The 16,484-nt window shown below is 69.0% G+C and carries 19 protein-coding genes and 1 pseudogene; 14 read left to right on the plus strand and 6 right to left on the minus strand.

What is annotated here, in order from left to right; all coding sequences use genetic code 11:
* Positions 1–133: 133 nt before the first annotated feature.
* The 5 genes and pseudogenes from CA236_RS01575 to CA236_RS01595 all read left to right on the plus strand — a co-directional run.
* Complete coding sequence (locus CA236_RS01575; RefSeq protein WP_125944267.1) at positions 134–1,084, plus strand: polysaccharide deacetylase; 951 nt, start codon at positions 134–136, stop codon at positions 1,082–1,084.
* Positions 1,081–2,028: a GNAT family N-acetyltransferase gene (locus CA236_RS01580; protein WP_241212462.1), complete on the plus strand. Its 948-nt coding sequence runs from the start codon at positions 1,081–1,083 to the stop codon at positions 2,026–2,028. Before CA236_RS01575 ends, CA236_RS01580 begins: the two co-directional genes overlap by 4 nt.
* A gap of 45 nt (positions 2,029–2,073) precedes the next feature.
* The gene (locus CA236_RS01585; protein ID WP_206430486.1) at positions 2,074–2,460 is read left to right on the plus strand and encodes a putative quinol monooxygenase; all 387 of its coding nucleotides are present in this window, start codon (positions 2,074–2,076) and stop codon (positions 2,458–2,460) included.
* Between the two features lie 102 nt (positions 2,461–2,562).
* Positions 2,563–2,955, plus strand: coding sequence for an NADH:ubiquinone oxidoreductase subunit NDUFA12 (locus CA236_RS01590; RefSeq protein WP_046409201.1), 393 nt, complete (start codon positions 2,563–2,565; stop codon positions 2,953–2,955).
* A 203-nt stretch (positions 2,956–3,158) separates the two neighbouring features.
* Positions 3,159–3,392: pseudogene (locus CA236_RS01595) on the plus strand (DUF2155 domain-containing protein); the annotation flags it as partial.
* Between the two features lie 35 nt (positions 3,393–3,427).
* Here the strand turns inward: CA236_RS01595 and aat are convergent.
* The 3 genes from aat to CA236_RS01610 all read right to left on the minus strand — a co-directional run bounded on the left by aat (position 3,428) and on the right by CA236_RS01610 (position 6,096).
* Positions 3,428–4,201: a leucyl/phenylalanyl-tRNA--protein transferase gene (aat, locus tag CA236_RS01600; protein WP_125944268.1), complete on the minus strand. Its 774-nt coding sequence runs from the start codon at positions 4,199–4,201 to the stop codon at positions 3,428–3,430.
* 66 nt (positions 4,202–4,267) lie between these two features.
* Positions 4,268–4,651, minus strand: a complete 384-nt coding sequence (locus CA236_RS01605) for a hypothetical protein (RefSeq protein ID WP_046409204.1) — start codon at positions 4,649–4,651, stop codon at positions 4,268–4,270.
* 116 nt (positions 4,652–4,767) lie between these two features.
* Positions 4,768–6,096: a type VI secretion protein ImpB gene (locus CA236_RS01610; protein WP_125944269.1), complete on the minus strand. Its 1,329-nt coding sequence runs from the start codon at positions 6,094–6,096 to the stop codon at positions 4,768–4,770.
* Between the two features lie 93 nt (positions 6,097–6,189).
* Here CA236_RS01610 and radA point away from each other — a divergent pair, with 93 nt between their 5' ends.
* From radA to CA236_RS01635, 5 genes are all read left to right on the plus strand, one after another.
* Entirely contained in the window at positions 6,190–7,563 is a 1,374-nt protein-coding gene (gene radA, locus CA236_RS01615; protein WP_125944270.1) for a DNA repair protein RadA, read from the plus strand.
* A gap of 66 nt (positions 7,564–7,629) precedes the next feature.
* Positions 7,630–8,205, plus strand: coding sequence for a CvpA family protein (locus tag CA236_RS01620; RefSeq protein WP_046409206.1), 576 nt, complete (start codon positions 7,630–7,632; stop codon positions 8,203–8,205).
* Entirely contained in the window at positions 8,202–8,639 is a 438-nt protein-coding gene (locus tag CA236_RS01625) for an iron-sulfur cluster assembly scaffold protein (protein WP_125944271.1), read from the plus strand. The genes CA236_RS01620 and CA236_RS01625 overlap by 4 nt, the downstream gene beginning before the upstream one ends.
* Complete coding sequence (locus CA236_RS01630) at positions 8,639–10,402, plus strand: cation:proton antiporter (protein ID WP_125944272.1); 1,764 nt, start codon at positions 8,639–8,641, stop codon at positions 10,400–10,402. The genes CA236_RS01625 and CA236_RS01630 overlap by 1 nt, the downstream gene beginning before the upstream one ends.
* Positions 10,399–10,731: a DUF423 domain-containing protein gene (locus CA236_RS01635; protein WP_046409209.1), complete on the plus strand. Its 333-nt coding sequence runs from the start codon at positions 10,399–10,401 to the stop codon at positions 10,729–10,731. Before CA236_RS01630 ends, CA236_RS01635 begins: the two co-directional genes overlap by 4 nt.
* Before the next feature lie 54 nt (positions 10,732–10,785).
* On the opposite strand, the gene CA236_RS01640 is transcribed toward CA236_RS01635, so the two are convergent.
* From CA236_RS01640 to CA236_RS01650, 3 genes are read right to left on the minus strand one after another with little or no spacing between them, the layout of a single operon-like run.
* Positions 10,786–10,926 (minus strand): DUF2256 domain-containing protein, encoded by a 141-nt coding sequence (locus tag CA236_RS01640; RefSeq protein ID WP_082102957.1) that lies wholly within the window; start codon positions 10,924–10,926, stop codon positions 10,786–10,788.
* Positions 10,926–12,026, minus strand: a complete 1,101-nt coding sequence (gene aroB / locus CA236_RS01645) for a 3-dehydroquinate synthase (RefSeq protein ID WP_125944273.1) — start codon at positions 12,024–12,026, stop codon at positions 10,926–10,928. Before aroB ends, CA236_RS01640 begins: the two co-directional genes overlap by 1 nt.
* A complete protein-coding gene (locus tag CA236_RS01650) occupies positions 12,023–12,586 on the minus strand; it encodes a shikimate kinase (protein ID WP_046409211.1) in 564 nt (187 codons plus the stop codon). Before CA236_RS01650 ends, aroB begins: the two co-directional genes overlap by 4 nt.
* 103 nt (positions 12,587–12,689) lie before the next feature.
* On the opposite strand from CA236_RS01650, the gene CA236_RS18655 reads away from it, so the two are divergent.
* The 4 genes from CA236_RS18655 to CA236_RS01665 are packed head-to-tail and all read left to right on the plus strand — an operon-like array spanning position 12,690 to position 16,435.
* A complete protein-coding gene (locus tag CA236_RS18655) occupies positions 12,690–12,827 on the plus strand; it encodes a hypothetical protein (RefSeq protein ID WP_164518820.1) in 138 nt (45 codons plus the stop codon).
* Entirely contained in the window at positions 12,808–14,571 is a 1,764-nt protein-coding gene (locus CA236_RS01655; RefSeq protein ID WP_125944274.1) for a hypothetical protein, read from the plus strand. Before CA236_RS18655 ends, CA236_RS01655 begins: the two co-directional genes overlap by 20 nt.
* A gap of 4 nt (positions 14,572–14,575) precedes the next feature.
* Complete coding sequence (locus tag CA236_RS01660) at positions 14,576–15,472, plus strand: tyrosine-type recombinase/integrase (protein WP_125944275.1); 897 nt, start codon at positions 14,576–14,578, stop codon at positions 15,470–15,472.
* A gap of 9 nt (positions 15,473–15,481) precedes the next feature.
* Positions 15,482–16,435 (plus strand): acetyl-CoA carboxylase carboxyltransferase subunit alpha, encoded by a 954-nt coding sequence (locus CA236_RS01665; RefSeq protein WP_125944276.1) that lies wholly within the window; start codon positions 15,482–15,484, stop codon positions 16,433–16,435.
* Positions 16,436–16,484: the final 49 nt, after the last annotated feature.

The raw sequence follows: 16,484 nt of genomic DNA on the forward strand, positions 1-16,484 counted from the left end.
AATTTCAGGGGGCGCGGCTCACCCCATGCCGCGCCGGCATCGCGGGCGGTCACCGGATCATCGGTGGCCGCCCGTTTGCCATTCCGGCGTGAACATTGGCGGAATCTTTACGGCGTGATGGTACAGCCGGTGCATGACCCCGGTCTTTCTCACCATCGATACCGAGATCGCGTGGCGCCACCATGCCGCGGGGCTCGCACCCGATGCGGTGGAGGCGCGATCGATCGAGCCGGGCGGCGTCGGCCTCGCCTGGCAGCTCGCGATGCTTAAGCGGCATGCGCTGAAGGCGACCTTCTTCGTCGATCCGATGCCGGCGCGTGTCTATGGTCTCGATCCCTTCCGGCGCATCGTCGCGGCGGTGCGCGACGCGGGGCAGGAGGTTCAGCTCCATCTCCATCCCAATTGGGTCGGTGCCGGCCTTGCGGATCGCGGCGCGCACGGAAAGTTCGAGCTGATCGACCTCGCCGGCGAGGAGCAGCAGCGCCTGCTGGCAGAGGCCGCCGCCCTGCTGGTGGAGGCGGGGGCACCCGCGCCGGTCGCCTTTCGCAGCGGCAGCTATTCGGCCAATGATGCGACGCTCGCGGCGCTCGCCGCGATCGGCATCGCCTATGACAGCAGCCACAATGGCGCGCACCATCCCTGGCCCAGTGCGATCGGCCTCGCGCCGTCGCAGATCGCCCCCGTCGAGCATGCGGGCGTGGTCGAGGTGCCGGTGACCGTGATCGAGGACCGCCCCGGCGTCTGGCGCAATGTCCAGATCTGCGCGCTGTCCGCCGCTGAGATGAGCGCGGCGCTCGATCACGCCATCATCGCCGATCATGCCGCGCTGACGATCGTCGGCCACAGTTTCGAACTCGCCAATCGCGCCGGCCTCGCGGCCAACCGCGTCCATGTCCAGCGGTTCGAGGCTTTGTGCCGGATGCTCGCCGCCCGCCGCGGCAAGGCGCCGACGACGCATTTCGCCGATCGCCCGAGGCTCCGGCTCGGCCGCGACGATCGCCCGCTCCCCGCCAGCCGCTGGCGGCGCGGGCGGCGCCAGGCGGAGCAGCTCTGGTCCAATCTGGTGGCCGAGCGGCGCGCGTGACGACGGCCGCCCTGCGCCTGCAGATCGGCGCCCGCACCTTCGCCACCATCCCGCGGCGCCTGACCCGCGTCGCGCTATCGCTCGATCAGGCGCTCGATCAGGCGCTCAATCAGGCGCTCGATCGGAAACTGGGCGGGGCGCTGCCGCCGCTGCCGCCGCTCGATCCCGCGGCGCACGGCTATCTCGTCACCTCGCTGCCACAGGCGCTGGCCCCCGACTGGCCCGGCGTGCTGTTCGAACGGTGGGTGATCTTCGAACGACAGCGTTACACCCGTTATTATGTCGATCTCGCCGCGGGGGAGGCGGCCTGGCGCGACGGCCTGTCACGGCAGGCGCGTTCCACCATGAAGCGCAAGGCGAAGAAGCTTGCCGCTGAATCGGGCGGCGCGCTCGATATCCGCCGCTTCCGCAGCGCTGCCGATCTCGCCGCCTTTCACCCGGTGGCGCGGCGGCTGGCGGAAAGGACCTATCAGGAACGGCTGATGGGGGCCGGTATCCCCGACGACCCCGCCTGGGTGCGCGCAATGCTGGCGCAGGCGGGCGAGGATCGGGTGCGCGCCTGGCTCCTTTATGTCAGCGATACGCCCGCCGCCTATCTGTGGTGCGGCGCCGACGGTGCGACGCTGCGCTATGATTATGTCGGCCACGATCCCGCCTTTGCCGCATTGTCGCCGGGCAGCGTCCTGATGGAAGCGGCGCTGGGTGACCTCTTTGCCGATCGCTTCGCCCGCTTCGATTTCACGGAGGGGAAGGGGCAGCACAAGCGCGGCATGGCGACCGGCGGGGTGGCATGCCGTGATCTGCTGCTGCTGCGCCCCTCGCTCGCCAATCGCGGCGCGGTCGCGCTGGTCGGCGGCTTCGATTCGGCGATGCGCGTGGCGAAGCGCCTGTCCGGCACCCCGCTGCTGCGCGGGGTCGCGCGCCGGATTCGTCGCGCAGGCTGAGCGACGGGGCGCGCGGCCGGCGCGGCGACATGCTATGGCGCTGCGATGACATGGGAACGACGCACCTTTCTGTCCGGCACGGCTGCAGCGGCGGTGGTCGGACCCTTTGAGGCAATGGCAAAGGGGACGGGGATGTACGGGCTGATTGGAAAGATGACCGCGCAACCCGGCAAGCGCGCGGAGTTGACTGCAATCCTGCTCGACGGCGTCGCCGGCATGCCCGGCTGCCTCAGCTATGTCGTCGCCGATGATCCCGCCGAGGCCGACACCATCTGGATTACCGAGGTGTGGACCGATCAGGTATCGCATGTCGCCTCGCTGCAGATGCCCTCGGTCCGCGACGCCATCACGCGCGGTCGCCCGCTGATCGCGGGGATGGAGCGGATTGCCGAGACACGGCCGCTCGGCGGCACCGGGCTTTCGGCGCGCTGATCCTCTCCGGCGGCATGACGCGATTTTTGCGGGCGGGCGCATCGCCTTTGCGGCGCCTCGCCATTGATGCCCCGCGCGCCAGCCGCTAAGCGCTGGGACGACATGGGCATCAACCTCAATCCCTTCACCTGGTGGAATGGCGCCACCATCGGCACCTGGTTCGGCCTGCGCGGCATGACGCGCGTCGGCGAGGACTCGCTTGGCAACGTCTATTACCAGGGCGGCAAGGACACGGCCGGCAACCCGCGGCGCTGGGTGATCTACAACGGCTCCAACGATGCCAGCCGCGTGCCGCCCGAATGGTTCAGCTGGCTGCACAAGCATGTGGACGATGCGCCCACCCAGGCGCTGCCGCCGCCCCGCCCCTGGCAGAAGCCGGCGAAGCCGAACATGACCGGCACGCCCGAGGCTTATCGTCCGTCGGGCGCGCTCGAAAAGGGTGGTCGCCGCCAGGCCGCCACCGGCGATTATGAGGCGTGGAGCCCCGACGCGTGAAGCCTGCGGTCGCGGCGGCCGCGATCGGCGGCGCCGCCCTGCTCGGCGTCGGCGTCTGGTATGTCGCCAGCGACGGCGATGACGCCGGCTCGCGCCGCGCGCCGGCCGCGAGCCAGCAGCTTCCCGAGGCGGCCGAGAATGTCCCGTCCGACGTCGTGACGGTGGAGGGGGATGCCGCCCCGGTCGATGCCGGCAGCACCCCGATGGCGCAGCGCAGCGCGGTGATCGGCCTCCTCAACAAGCGCAATGGCGTCAGCCGCGACGTGCCGATCAAGCCGGGCCAGGCGGTGCGCGTCGGCGACACGATCATCCGCCTGCGCGCCTGTGAGCGGACCGCGCCGTGGGAGCAGGAACAGCTCACCGGCGCCTTCGTGCAGCTCGATGTGCGCGGCAGCGACGACAAATGGCGCCGCGCCTTTTCGGGCTGGCTGTACAAGGAACGCCCGGCGCTGAACGTCGTCCAGCACCCGATCTACGACGTCTGGCCCAAGAGCTGTACGATGGCCTTCCCGGACAAGGGGCCGGATACCGATGTGATCGCCGCGCCGTCGACCGCGCGGAAATCCGCTGGCGCTGCGACGGACAGCGGGTCGACTCCCGCACCCTCGACGCCCGCCGCGGCGGCGCCATCCGCACCCGCCGCACCCAGCACGTCGGCCAGCGCCTCGCCCAGCAACGCGATGTAATCGTCCCGGTCGATCTCGATCGCGCCCAGCGATGCGAGGTGATCGGTCATGAACTGGCAGTCGAGCAGCGTGAACCCGCCGTAGCGCAGCCGCGCGACCAGTGCGGCGAGCGCGGCCTTGGACGCGTCGGTCGCGCGGCTCACCATGCTCTCGCCAAAGAACGCGCGGCCCAGCGCCAGGCCGTAGAGGCCGCCGACCAGCTCGTCACCTTCCCAGCATTCGATCGAATGCGCGAATCCCGCCTCGTGCAATTGCAGAAAGACCCGCTCGATCGACGGGTTGATCCACGTCTCCGGCCGGTCGCTCGCCGACTCGGCGCACAGCGCGATGATCTGCGCAAAGGCGGTGTCGCTGGTCAGGCGGAAGCGTTCGGAGCGCAGCGTGCGGCGCAGCGATCGCGACAGATGGAACTGGTCCAGCGGCAGGATCGCGCGGTGGCGCGGCTCGACCCAATAGACGCCGGGGGCGTCGCGCGCGTCCGCCATCGGGAACACGCCGACCGCATAGGCGCCAAGCACCGTCGCGGGGTCGAGGATTTCGAAGGGGCGATGGCGCGTCATGGTCGACGCGCAAGATAGAAAGCCGTCGCCGCTCCTGCAAAGGGGCGGCGACGGATCATCGATGGGTTAGCCGCGGCAGGTGAGGGCCTTCTGGCCCGGCTGCTCGATCGTCACGCTCTTGGTGTCGCCGGTCAGCTTCCAGCCGCCCTCGGCGGTCAGCGGCTCACCCGCGTTCGGGGCGGTCAGCGTGGTCGACGGGCCATCCTTGGCAGTCTTCACGACGACCTGCTTGTCGCCTTCGAAGAAGGTCACGTACACAAGGCTGTTGTCGCCGCAGCGCATCGACTTTTCCGCCTTGATCGACGGCGGAAGCTCGATCGCGCCGGCGTTGGCGAGTTCGCCCGCCATCGGATCGGGGTTCGAGTCGAGCACTTCCGGCACGGTGGGTTCGGAATTGCAGGCAGCGAGCGCGAGGAGCGCCGCGGTGGCGAAAAGGAAGGGGCTCTTCATAGCGGCCCGCGACTTCGCGCATGCAGCACAGAGCGTCAAGGCAAAGGCGGTGAGCCGCGATACTTTATTTCGATAAAAGCGGCCGGAACGGAAGGATCATCGCCTTTTCGCCCGCTTCACTCATGGAATTCGTCCAGTTCCGGGATTCGGCCAAAGGCGATCTTGCTCCCCACCCGGTCCGCCCGCCCGCCGCCCAGCGGGCCGAGCGATACCGCATGACGGCCGAACCGCTGGTTGATCCGGTCCATCGCGCGGCTCAGCGCCAGCCCGCGAGTCTCGCGCGCCAGCGGGTCGGCGGGGTCGAGATGCGCGAACAGGCTTGCCTGCTCGCCCGCCACCGGCACGATCTCGGCCAGCGTCACGCCGATCATGCGCAGCCGGAACCCGCCCGGCCGCCCGCGCCCTGCCTCCCGCAAGCGCGGGAACAGCGCGTCCAGCCGGTCGAGCACGACGAAGCTGTCCTGCGTCTCGGGCAGCCGGATCGACGTGCGCCACGCGCTCTTGTCGTCCTCGAACCGGACATGCAGCACCAGCAGCCGCGCGCGATAGCCCTTGCGCCTGAGCCGGCTCGCCGCCTTCAGCGCCAGCCGCCGCGCGGTCAGCCGCGCCGGCTCATAGCCGCGCTTGCCCGGCGACAGGACGTGGCTGTGCCCGATCGTCCGGCTCTGCGTCGGCTTCTCGGGCAGGTCGACGCCGTGCAGCAGGTAGCACAGCCGGTCGCCGTCGGTGCCGCCCCAGGCGTGGCCGGCGTCACGCGGCCGCCGCGCGCACAGTTGCGCAATGTCGTTCACCCCGTCACGCGCCAGCCGCCGCTCCATCTTCGCGCCGATCCCGGCGATGTCGGTCAGCTTCAGCCGGAACAGCGCGTGCGGCAGGTCCTTGTCCTCTAACACCACCAGCCCGTCGGGCTTCTGCAGGTCGGAGGCGAGCTTCGCGAGCAGCCGGTTGGGCGCGATTCCCACCGACGACGTCAGGCAATCGCCCACCCGCCGGCGGATCCCCCCCTTGATCCGCTTGGCCAGCGCCATCGCCGCGTCGCGATCATTCTCATTGTCGAGCAACCGGCATGCCACCTCGTCGATCGAGCACACCCGCGTCACCGGAATGTGGCGCCAGATCTCCGCCACGATCGCATCGTGAAACTCGACATAGCGCCGGTGCCGCGCAGGGGTGACGACAATGTCCGGGCAGCGCTGCTTCGCCTCCCACACCGGCGTCCCCGTGGCGATGCCATGGCGTTTCGCCTCCACCGACGCGGCGATCGCGACCGTCGTATCGCTCCCCACCGGCGCGACGATCACCGGCCGCCCGCGCAGCGACGGCTGCAATTGCTGTTCGACGCTGGCGAAATAGGAATTGAGGTCGAGGAACAGCCAGCGCAGCGGCCGCCGCGGCAGGTCGTGCCGCGGCGCGATCGAAGGGAAGGGCGACTCGGCCGGCATCATGGCTACGGCAGGATAGCGAAGCGCGGGATTGTTCTCCAGTTGTTCTCACGATAGGACAGGCGGCGATGCTCCCGCCGCGATCCCGGAACCCCCATGGCTAAGATCCAGAAGCGCTTCGTCTGCCAGTCCTGCGGGTCGGTCTCGTCGCGCTGGCAGGGGCAATGCGTCGACTGTTCCGAATGGAACACCCTGGTCGAGGAAACGCCCGCGATCGTCACGCCCTTCCATGCCAAGCACAATCTGCAGGGCGGCGGCCGTACCGTGACGATGGTCGCGCTCGATGCCGAGATCCCGTTGCCGGCCCGCCGCGCCAGCGGCATCGCGGAGCTTGATCGCGCGCTCGGCGGCGGTTTCGTGGAGGGCAGCGCCACGCTGATCGGCGGCGATCCCGGCATCGGCAAGTCGACCCTGCTGCTGCAGGCGGCGGCGTTGATGGCGCTCGCCGGCGCCGACGTCGCTTATGTCTCGGGTGAGGAGGCGGCCGATCAGGTCCGGCTGCGCGCCCGCCGCCTGGGGCTGGGGGAGGCGCCGGTGCGGCTCGCTTCCGCCACGTCGGTGCGCGACATCCTGACCACGCTCGGCAGCGGCCGTCCGCCCGAATTGCTGGTGATCGATTCGATCCAGACGATGCATTCCGACCTGATCGAGGGCGCGCCCGGCACCGTCAGCCAGGTGCGCGCCTCCGCGCAGGAGCTGATCCGCTTCGCCAAGGAACGCGGCACCGCGCTGGTGCTGGTCGGCCATGTGACCAAGGACGGGACCATCGCCGGTCCCCGCGTGCTCGAACATATGGTCGACACCGTGCTCAGCTTCGAAGGCGAGCGCAGCCATCAATACCGCATCCTGCGCGCGATCAAGAACCGCTTCGGCGGCACCGACGAAATCGGCGTCTTCGCGATGGAGGCGCAAGGGCTGACCGAGGTGTCCAACCCGTCCTCGCTGTTCCTGACCCAGCGTGACGAGGGCGTGACCGGCACTGTTGTCTTTCCGGCGCTGGAGGGGACTCGCCCCGTGCTGGTCGAGATCCAGGCGCTGGTCGTCCGCCTCGCCAGCGGCGCCACGCCGCGCCGGGCGGTGGTCGGCTGGGACAGCGGCCGGCTGGCGATGATCCTCGCCGTGCTGGAGGCGCGCTGCGGGCTCAGCTTCTCCTCGGCGGAGGTCTATCTCAACGTCGCCGGCGGCTACCGCGTGCAGGACCCCGCCGCCGACATGGCGGTCGCCGCGGCGCTTGTCTCCGCGCTGTCGGAACGCCCGGTGCCGACCGACGCGATCGCCTTTGGTGAGGTCGCGCTGTCGGGTGAGGTGCGCAGCGTCGCGCACGCCGCGCTGCGTCTGAAGGAAGGGGCAAAGCTCGGTTTCGGGCAGGCGCTCGTCCCCGCGGCTTTGGCCCGGGAGAAGGCGCCGATGCGCCCCTCCGGCTTCCCCACGCTGGCGCGGCTGGTGGATCATCTTCTCGGCCGCGGCTAAGGGCCCGCCAACGCCCCGCCGCATGGCTGGGTGACGTTGCAACCGGCGGACCCTAGATAAGCGACAATGAACCTGAACGGACTCGATATTGCGGTGCTCACCGCCGTTGGCGGCAGCGCCCTCCTGGGGCTGAAGCGCGGGTTCGTGACGGAGGTGCTGGCGCTGTTCGCCTGGGTCGCGGTGGTCTTCGCGATTAAGATCTTTCACCTGCCCGTGTCGCAGGCGCTGGCCGGGCCGATCGGCACCCCCTCGGGCGGCGCGGCCTTGGCCTTCGTTCTGGTCGGCGGCATCACCTATTTCCTTGGCCGCATCGTCGCGCGCGCACTGGGCGACCGGGTGCGCAAGTCGGTGGTCGGCCCGGTCGATCGCGCGATCGGCTTCGGCTTCGGCGCGTTGAAGGGGCTGATCCTCGCCAGCCTTGCCTTCCTGCTGGCATTGCTGGTGCTCGACACGATCGGCGGCGGCCCGCGCAGCCGCCCGGCGTGGATGAAGGACGCGCGCACCTATCCGTTGCTCAACGCGACCAGCAGCGCGATCGCCGATTTCGTCGATCGCCGCCGCCGGGGTGAGCCCGTGTTCGGCCCCGACGGCCCCTTCGGCGGTGCCACGCCCACCCCCTCCAGCAGCAGGACGCCGGCATGAGCGACACGCTGTACAATGATGCGATCCTTCGCCTCGCCACTGACAATCCGATCGACGAACGCTTGCCTGATCCGATGGGCAGCAGCGAGAAACGCTCGCCGATCTGCGGCAGCCGGGTGACGGTGGACGTCAATCTCGGCCCCGACGGACGCGTGAGCGAGGCGGGGATGCTGGTGCGCGCCTGTGCGCTGGGCCAGGCATCCTCCTCGCTCCTCGCCGCGCAGATCATCGGCCGCTCGCCGGAGGAACTGGCCGCGGCGCGCGACGCCTTGACCGGCTGGCTTGCGCGGACCGGGAACATCCCGGATTGGCCCGGGCTCGACGTGCTGACACCCGCGCTCGACTATCATGCCCGCCACGCCTCGATCCGTCTCGCCTTCGAGGCCGCGGCGGAGGCGGCGGAGCAGGCGACGCACGCAGCCGCGAGGAACTGATGGAACACGGTGCCACTGGATCACTGCTTCGCGATGGGGTGATCCTGCTCGGTGCCGGGCTCGGGTTCGTTCTTCTCTTCCGCCGGCTGGGGCTGGGCGCCACGCTCGGCTATCTCGTCGCCGGGGCCGTCGTCGGCCCCCATGTGCTGGGGCTGGTCGGTGATGCCGATGCCAAATTGGGTGTCGCCGAACTCGGCATCACCTTGCTGCTGTTCGTCGTCGGGCTGGAACTCAAACCGTCACGCCTGTGGCAACTCAAGCAGGATATCTTCGGCCTCGGCCTGCTTCAGGTCGTCGCCTGCGGTATTGCGATCACCGCCATCATCGCGGTGTTTGCGCATTTCTCCATTCCCGCCGCGCTCGCGCTCGGCCTGCCGCTGGCGCTGTCCTCGACCGCGCAGGTGCTGCCGCTGCTGCAATCCTCCGGTCGGCTGCGCACCCCCTTTGGCGAACGCGCCTTTTCGGTCCTGCTGTTCCAGGATCTCTCGATCATCCCGCTGATCACCATCATCGCCGCGCTGAGCCGCAATCCCGCCGATGCCGGCGGCCCGCCGGGCTGGCTGCTGATCCTCTACACGATCGCCGCCGTCGTCGGGCTGATCGCCGCCGGACGCTTCATCCTGTCGCCCTTGTTCCGCCTGATCGGCAACATGGGCGAACGCGAGATGTTCGTCTTCGCCGCGCTGTTCACCGTCATCGCCAGCGCCGCCTTGATGGAATCGCTCGGCCTTTCCACCGCGCTCGGCGCCTTTGTTGCCGGCGTGATGCTCGCCGACAGCCCGTACCGGCATGAGCTGGAGGCCGACGTCGATCCCTTCCGCTCGATCCTGCTCGGCCTGTTCTTTCTCACCATCGGCATGATGCTGAACCTGACGGCGATTGCGGAGCGGCCGCTCTTCGTCGTGTCGATGGCGCTGGCGCTGATCGCCACCAAGACGCTGGTCATCTTCGGCCTCGGCCTCCTGTTCAAGATGAACTGGCGCTCGGCGCTCGGCCTTGGCGTATTGCTCAGCCAAGGCGGCGAATTTGGCTTCGTCCTGTTTGCGCAGGCCACCAAGGCGTATCTGATCGCGCCGGAGGCCGCCTCGCTGTTCGGCGCCATCGTCACCTTGTCGATGGCGACCACGCCGTTCCTGATGAGCGCCACCAGGCGGCTGCGCGAGGCGCCGATCATCGCCGAGGAACGCGAGGGACCAAAGGCGGAGGGCGCGAATGCGATCATCGTCGGCTATGGCCGCTTCGGCCAGACGGTCGGACAGATGCTGCTGACGCAGGACATTCCCGTCACGCTCATCGACACCGATATCGAGATGATCGACATCGCCGGGGAATTCGGCGCCAAGGTCTATTATGGCGACGGCACCCGGCTCGATCTGCTGCGCCAGGCCGGCGCGGCGGAGGCGGAGCTGATCCTGTTCTGCATCGACGACGAACAGGTCACCGCCGAAGTGGTCGAATCGGTGCATGAGGCATTTCCCCATGCCGCCATCTATGTGCGCGCCTATGACCGCCGCATGCTGATCAAGCTGAAGGGCAGCCCGGCCAAGCTGGTGGTCCGTGAAGTGCTCGAATCGGCGGTGAAGATGGCGCGCGGCGCGATGGCGGATCTTGGCATCGACCGCGGCGAGATCGACCGGTCGGAGGCGATGTACCGCGCCAGCGACCGCGAACGGCTGCGCATCCAGCTGGAGGCTGGCGATATCTATGCCGCCCGCGCGATCGTCGCCGCGGAGCAGCCATGGGGCAGGGGGAACGACACATGAACTGGTTGATGGTTCTGGCGGGTCTGTCGGGCGCGCTGGCGGTCGGCGCGGGTGCATTCGGCGCGCATGGCGCCAGCGGGCAGGCGGCCGAATGGCTGCGCACCGGCGGCCAGTATCAGTTGATCCACGCGGTCGCGGCTCTGGTCGCGCTTCGGCTCGACCTGCGCGGCCCCGGATGGCTGTTCGTCGTCGGCGCCGCGATCTTCGCCGGCACGCTCTATCTGATGGCGATGGGCGCCCCGCGTTGGCTCGGCGCGATCACGCCGATCGGCGGTACGTTGCTGATCGCCGGGTGGCTCTGGCTCGCCTGGGCGGGTGTTCGCGGCTGATGGCCAGCGGCCGCGTGTTCGAGGCCGGATTTCTCCGCAGACAGGCCGGATGCATCACGTCTTCTGCCGGCACGCGGCCGAACAATAGACCACCGCGTCCCAGTCGCGCGCCCACTTCTTGCGCCAGCTGAACGGCCGCTGGCACACCGGACAGGTCTTGGTCGGCAAGTCGCGCTTGGCAACGCCGTTGGGCATCAGCGCGGCTGGATCGCCAGGAAATCGCGCACATCGTCCAGCGACACCTGCTTGTCGAGGTAGGTCTGTCCGATCCCGCGCGCCAAAAGAAACGGGATATTTCCGCCACTTGCCTTCTTGTCGTGGCGCATGTGCTCCACCAGCCGCTCGGCCGGCGCATCGATCCCCGCCGCCGCCAGCCCGCTCGGCAACCCCGCCGCCTGCCAATGCGCCGCCACCCGCACCGCATCCTCGATCGGGCACAGCCCATGCGCCGCGGAATAACCAAACGCCAGCGCACACCCCGCCGCCACCGCTTCGCCATGCAGCAGCTTGTCGGAAAACCCCGCTTCCGCCTCCAGCGCATGGCCGAAGGTGTGGCCCAGGTTCAGCAGCGCTCGGCGCCCCAGCGTCTCGAACTCATCCTCACCCACGATCCGCGCCTTGGCCGCGACCGAATGGGCGATGGCATATTCCCTCGCCGCCGGGTCGCCCGCGAGCAGCTTCTCGCCGTTTGCCTCACACCAGGCGAAAAAGTCCGCATCGTCGATCAGCCCGTATTTCACGACCTCCGCATAGCCGGCGCGCAACTCGCGCAGCGGCAGCGTGTCGAGTACCGACGGGTCGATCAGCACCACCTTGGGCTGGTGAAAGGCCCCGATCAGGTTCTTGCCCGCGCGCGTGTTGATCCCGGTCTTGCCGCCCACCGACGAATCCACCTGCGACAGCAAGGTGGTGGGGATCTGCACGAAGCCGCACCCGCGCTTCAGGATCGCGGTGGCGAAGCCGACCAGGTCACCGATCACCCCGCCGCCCAGCGCCACCACATGGTCGCCGCGCTCGACGCCCATCGCCAGCAGCTGGTCGGTCAGCGATTCCAGCGTCCCCCAGCTCTTGGATTTCTCACCGGCCGGGATGATGATCGCCTCGCTCTCGATCCCCGCCGCGGTCAGCGACGATCGCAGTGTGGCGAGATGGGGCCCGACATTGGCGTCCGCGACGATCGGCACCCGCCGCTTGCCGACCAGCGGCGCGAGGCGCTCGCCGGCGCGAGTTAGCAGCCCCGCCTCGATCACCACGTCATAGCTGCGCGTGCCCAGCGCCACCTGCACAATCGTCATGCGTTCCCGTACCCAATCGCTTTCAGGATCGCGCGCACGGTCGCTTCGTGCGGCGCATTGTTGCTCGTCACATGGATGTCGGCCTGCGCGTAGAGCGGATTGCGCACCTCGGCGAGCTCGCGCAGCACCTTCGCCGGGTCCTTGCCGCGCAGCAGCGGCCGCGTATCGCGCCGGCGCACCCGGTCGACCAGCACGTCGATATCCGCGTCCAGCCACACGGACAGCGCATCGGACAGGATCAGCTGGCGTGTCGCATCATTGATGAACGCGCCGCCCCCGGTCGCGATCACCTTGGGCCGCCCGTCGATCAGCCGCTGGATCACCCGTCGCTCGCCATCGCGAAAATAAGGCTCGCCGAATTGCGCGAATATTTCCGCGATCGACATGCCCGCGGCTTCCTCGATCGCATTGTCAGCGTCGACGAAGGGCAGGCCAAGCCGTTGCGCCAGCCGCTTGCCCACGGTGGATTTGCCCACGCCCATCAGGCCGACCAGCACGATCGGTTCACGCTGCCAGCGGCTCTTGCGGTCGCGGTTGGATGGGGCGGGGCTTTGCAACATGGGTCTGCGGGCTATACAGCGCGTCGGCGCCCCGGGCACAAGGCTCGCGGAAGGTTAGGCTCGACGCTGGCGGGTTTTGCCGGCGTCGTACAGGGTGTGGAACATGTCGCGGTTGATCGTCTCGCTGGTGGTACTCCTGGTCGTCGTGATCGGCGGGTTGTTCTTCCTCGCGGGCAGCGCGACCGAAAAGCCCACCACGCGTGTCGAGAAGGCGGTCGAGCTTGGCAACCTCGCGGGTTAGGCTGCTGGCGGCGCTCGCCGCAGCAGGATCATTGGCAGCAGCGGCGGTCGCACAGAACGCGCAGGCGCCCGAATCACTCTTGCCGCCCGGCTTCGGCGAGCCGGTTGCGCCGCCCCCGGCCCAGGCGCCCAGCAACCAGACGGTTCAGCCGCTGCCACAAGCGCCGCTAGACCTGCCGGCGCCGGAGGCAAGCCCGTCGCCCACCCCGACGCCGACACCGCCGAGTGCCGCGGAACTGGCGAAATATGAGATGCCGCTGTTCGCGCGGCGCTCGCTGTCAATCGTTGGCCCCATCGGTCAGCCGGAGGGAGGCGTTGCGCCGAACGCGTTCGGCGACGCCGACGGCGGCTACCTCCAGGGGCTGATGCGCCGCCTGTCCGCGCCGCTGCCGTCGCGCTGGCTGTCGATCGCGCTTCGCCGCGCGTTGATGTCGCGCATCGATACGCCCGCCGGCCTCAACGGCGCCGATTTCGCCGCAGAGCGCGCGTGGCTGTTGCTCCGGATGGGCGAATCGGTCGCGGCGCGCAGCGTGATCGAGAGCGTCGACACGATGAACGCGACCCCCAAATACGAACAGGTCGCGATGCAGGCGATGCTCGCCAATGGCGACCCGGGCGGCCTGTGCACGCTGGCAGAGGCGCCACAGGATCGGGCGCGTGGCTGGGTCCTCGCGCGGGCCATGTGTGCGTCGCTCGGCAATGAGGAAGGCGCCGGGCGCGCGCTGATCGATGCCGCGCGTCGCCAGCGGGTGGCCAGCGGCATTGACCTGGCGCTTGCCCGCAAGGTCGTCGGCGCAGGGCTGGGCAGCCGCCAGGCGGTGACGATCGAATGGGATCCGGTGGTTCAATTGACCACCTGGCGTTTCGGGCTGGCGACGGCGACCGGAGTCGCCGTGCCAACCGAACTATATGAGACCGTCGGGCCGCAGGTGACCGGCTGGCGCGCGCTGGCGCCGGCCATCCCCATCGCCGATCGCGCCGCCGCCGCGGAAACCGCCGCTGCAATGGGCGTGCTGTCCAGCGCGGCACTGGTGGATCTGTACGCAGCCCTTGATGCTGGCGAGGATACGCCGGCGGCGCTCGGCGCGATCGCGTCGGACCTGCGCTCGGCCTATGTCGGTGCCGACATCGCCACGCGTCTGGGTGCGCTGCGCCAATTGTGGGATGGCGTGGAAACGCCGCAGGCCCGCTATGCGCGCTACATCCTGACGGCGCGCGCCGCCGCGCGGATCCGCCCGGTCGACGGTCGGGAGGAGGCCAATCGCATCGTCGCTTCCATGTTGTCGGCGGGGCTCGACCGTACCGCGCAACGCTGGCGCGGCCAGGTCGACGAGGGCAGCGATGCCTGGGCCATGCTGGAATTGTCCGATCCGGACGCCAGGACTCGGCTCGGTTATGGCGCGGTGGGCAAATATGCGGGCAGCGGCAATGCGACGCTGAAACGGCAGTTGTTCTTCGCTGGTCTGGCCGGTCTCGGCCGTCTTTCCCCGCAAGAGGTCGAAAGCGGCGCCGAGTCGCTGGACGTGCCGATCGGCGTGCAGAACAGCTGGACGCGCGCGCTCGATCGCGCCGTGCGCGACCGGCAGCCCGCCACGGTGCTGCTGCTGTCCGGCATCGGCATGCAGGCGGATTCCTGGCGGGCAATACCGCCGGCCGCGCTCTATCGGATCGTCGCTGCGCTGCGCGCGGTGGGGCTGGATGGCGAGGCGCGGATGATCGCCGTCGAGGCGCTCACGCGGGTCTGACCGGATGGGCGATGCGGCCCTCATCGACCGCTTTCTGGAGATGATGGCGGCGCAGGCGGGCGCCGCGCGCAACACGATCGCCGCCTATCGCAGCGATCTCTTGCTTGCGTCGGAGGCGCTGGACGGCCGCCTGGCCGAGGCGGATGCCGACATGATCGGGCGGCTTGCAAGCGGCTGGTCCGCGCTGGCCCGATCGACCGTGTCGCGCAAGGCATCAGCGCTACGGCGCTTCTTCACCTTCCTCGCGGAAGAAGGGTTACGGGCGGACGATCCGGGCGCGGCGCTGCCACAGCCGGCACGCCGTCGTCCGCTTCCCCGCACGCTCAGCCATGCCGACGTCGATCGGCTGTTCGCGGTCGTAGCGGCGCGACTCGCGCGTGATCCGCCGCTCGCTCCCGATATGCGCAACGCGGCGCTGCTGGAACTGCTGTACGGTTCGGGCCTGCGCGCGACCGAGCTCGTGTCGTTGCCGCGCAATGCCATTCATCCCGATCGGCCCTTCATCATCCTCTCGGGCAAAGGCGGCAAGGAACGGCTGGTGCCGATATCAGACCGCGCCCGTGCCGCCGTCGCGCAATGGCGCGATCATGTCCCCGCGGACGACAAGTTCCTGTTTCCGTCCGGCGCCACGCACATTTCGCGCGTGCGGCTGTTTCAGATCATCCGGGCGCTTGGTGCCGAAGCCGGTATCCCGCCCGATCGCATCAGCCCGCATGTGCTTCGTCACGCCTTTGCCACCCACTTGCTTGAGGGCGGCGCAGATCTTCGCGCGTTGCAAGCAATGCTGGGGCATGCCGACATTGCGACGACGGAAATCTACACGCACGTCGATCGTGCCCGGCTGGTCACGCTCGTCAATGAACGGCACCCGCTCGTTGACGTGGCGAAACCGCGCGCCTAGCTCCGCGCGATGGCGACTTTCCTCGACTTTGAAAAACCCATTGCCGAACTGCAGGCACGGATCGACGAACTACGCGATACCGGCGCCGAGGGCGGTGTCGACATCGCGGCAGAGGTCGCGAAGCTTCAGGCGAAGTCCGATCGGCTCCTGAAGGAAACCTTTTCCAAGCTGACGCCGTGGCAGAAGACCCAGGTCGCCCGGCATCCCGAGCGGCCGCACTTCAAACATTATGTTGCCGGGCTGTTCGACGAGTTCATCCCGCTCGCCGGCGATCGCGCCTTTGGCGACGATCAGGCCATCATTGGCGGGTTCGCCAGTTTCCGCGGGCAGCGTGTGCTGGTGATGGGGCATGAGAAGGGTGACGACACCACCTCCCGGCTCCGTCACAATTTCGGCATGGGCAAGCCGGAGGGCTATCGCAAGGCGGTGCGCCTGATCTCGCTCGCTGATCGCTTCAACCTGCCGATCGTGACCCTGGTCGACACCTCGGGCGCTTTCCCGGGCCTGCAGGCAGAGGAGCGTGGCCAGGCCGAGGCGATCGCGCGCTCGACCGAGGCGTGTCTCGCCGCCGGCGTGCCCTTCGTCTCGGCGGTCGTGGGCGAGGGCGGCTCTGGCGGCGCCGTTGCGCTGGCCAGCGGCAATCGCGTGCTGATGTTCGAACACGCCGTCTATTCGGTCATCTCGCCGGAAGGCTGCGCCTCGATCCTGTGGCGTACGGCGGACAAGGCGGCCGACGCTGCCGAGGCGATGAAGGTCACGGCGCAGGATCTGAAGGCGCTTGGCGTGATCGACACGATCGTGCCGGAGCCGCTGGGTGGCGCGCATCGCGGCCCCTCGGCGGCGATCGGCGCACTGGGCGACGCGATCGAATTGGCGCTCGGTGAATTGCGCGGCATGGATGCAGCCGCGCTGCGGCGCGAACGGCGCGAGAAGTTCCTCGCCATGGGCCGCGCGCTCAGCTGACCTTGGACAAAAGAAAAGGGCGGCGAGCCGAAGCCGCCGCCCGCGTTTG

It is taken from the genome of Sphingomonas sp. ABOLG (assembly GCF_003950435.1).
GTDB classification, from domain to species: Bacteria; Pseudomonadota; Alphaproteobacteria; order Sphingomonadales; family Sphingomonadaceae; genus Sphingomonas; species Sphingomonas panaciterrae.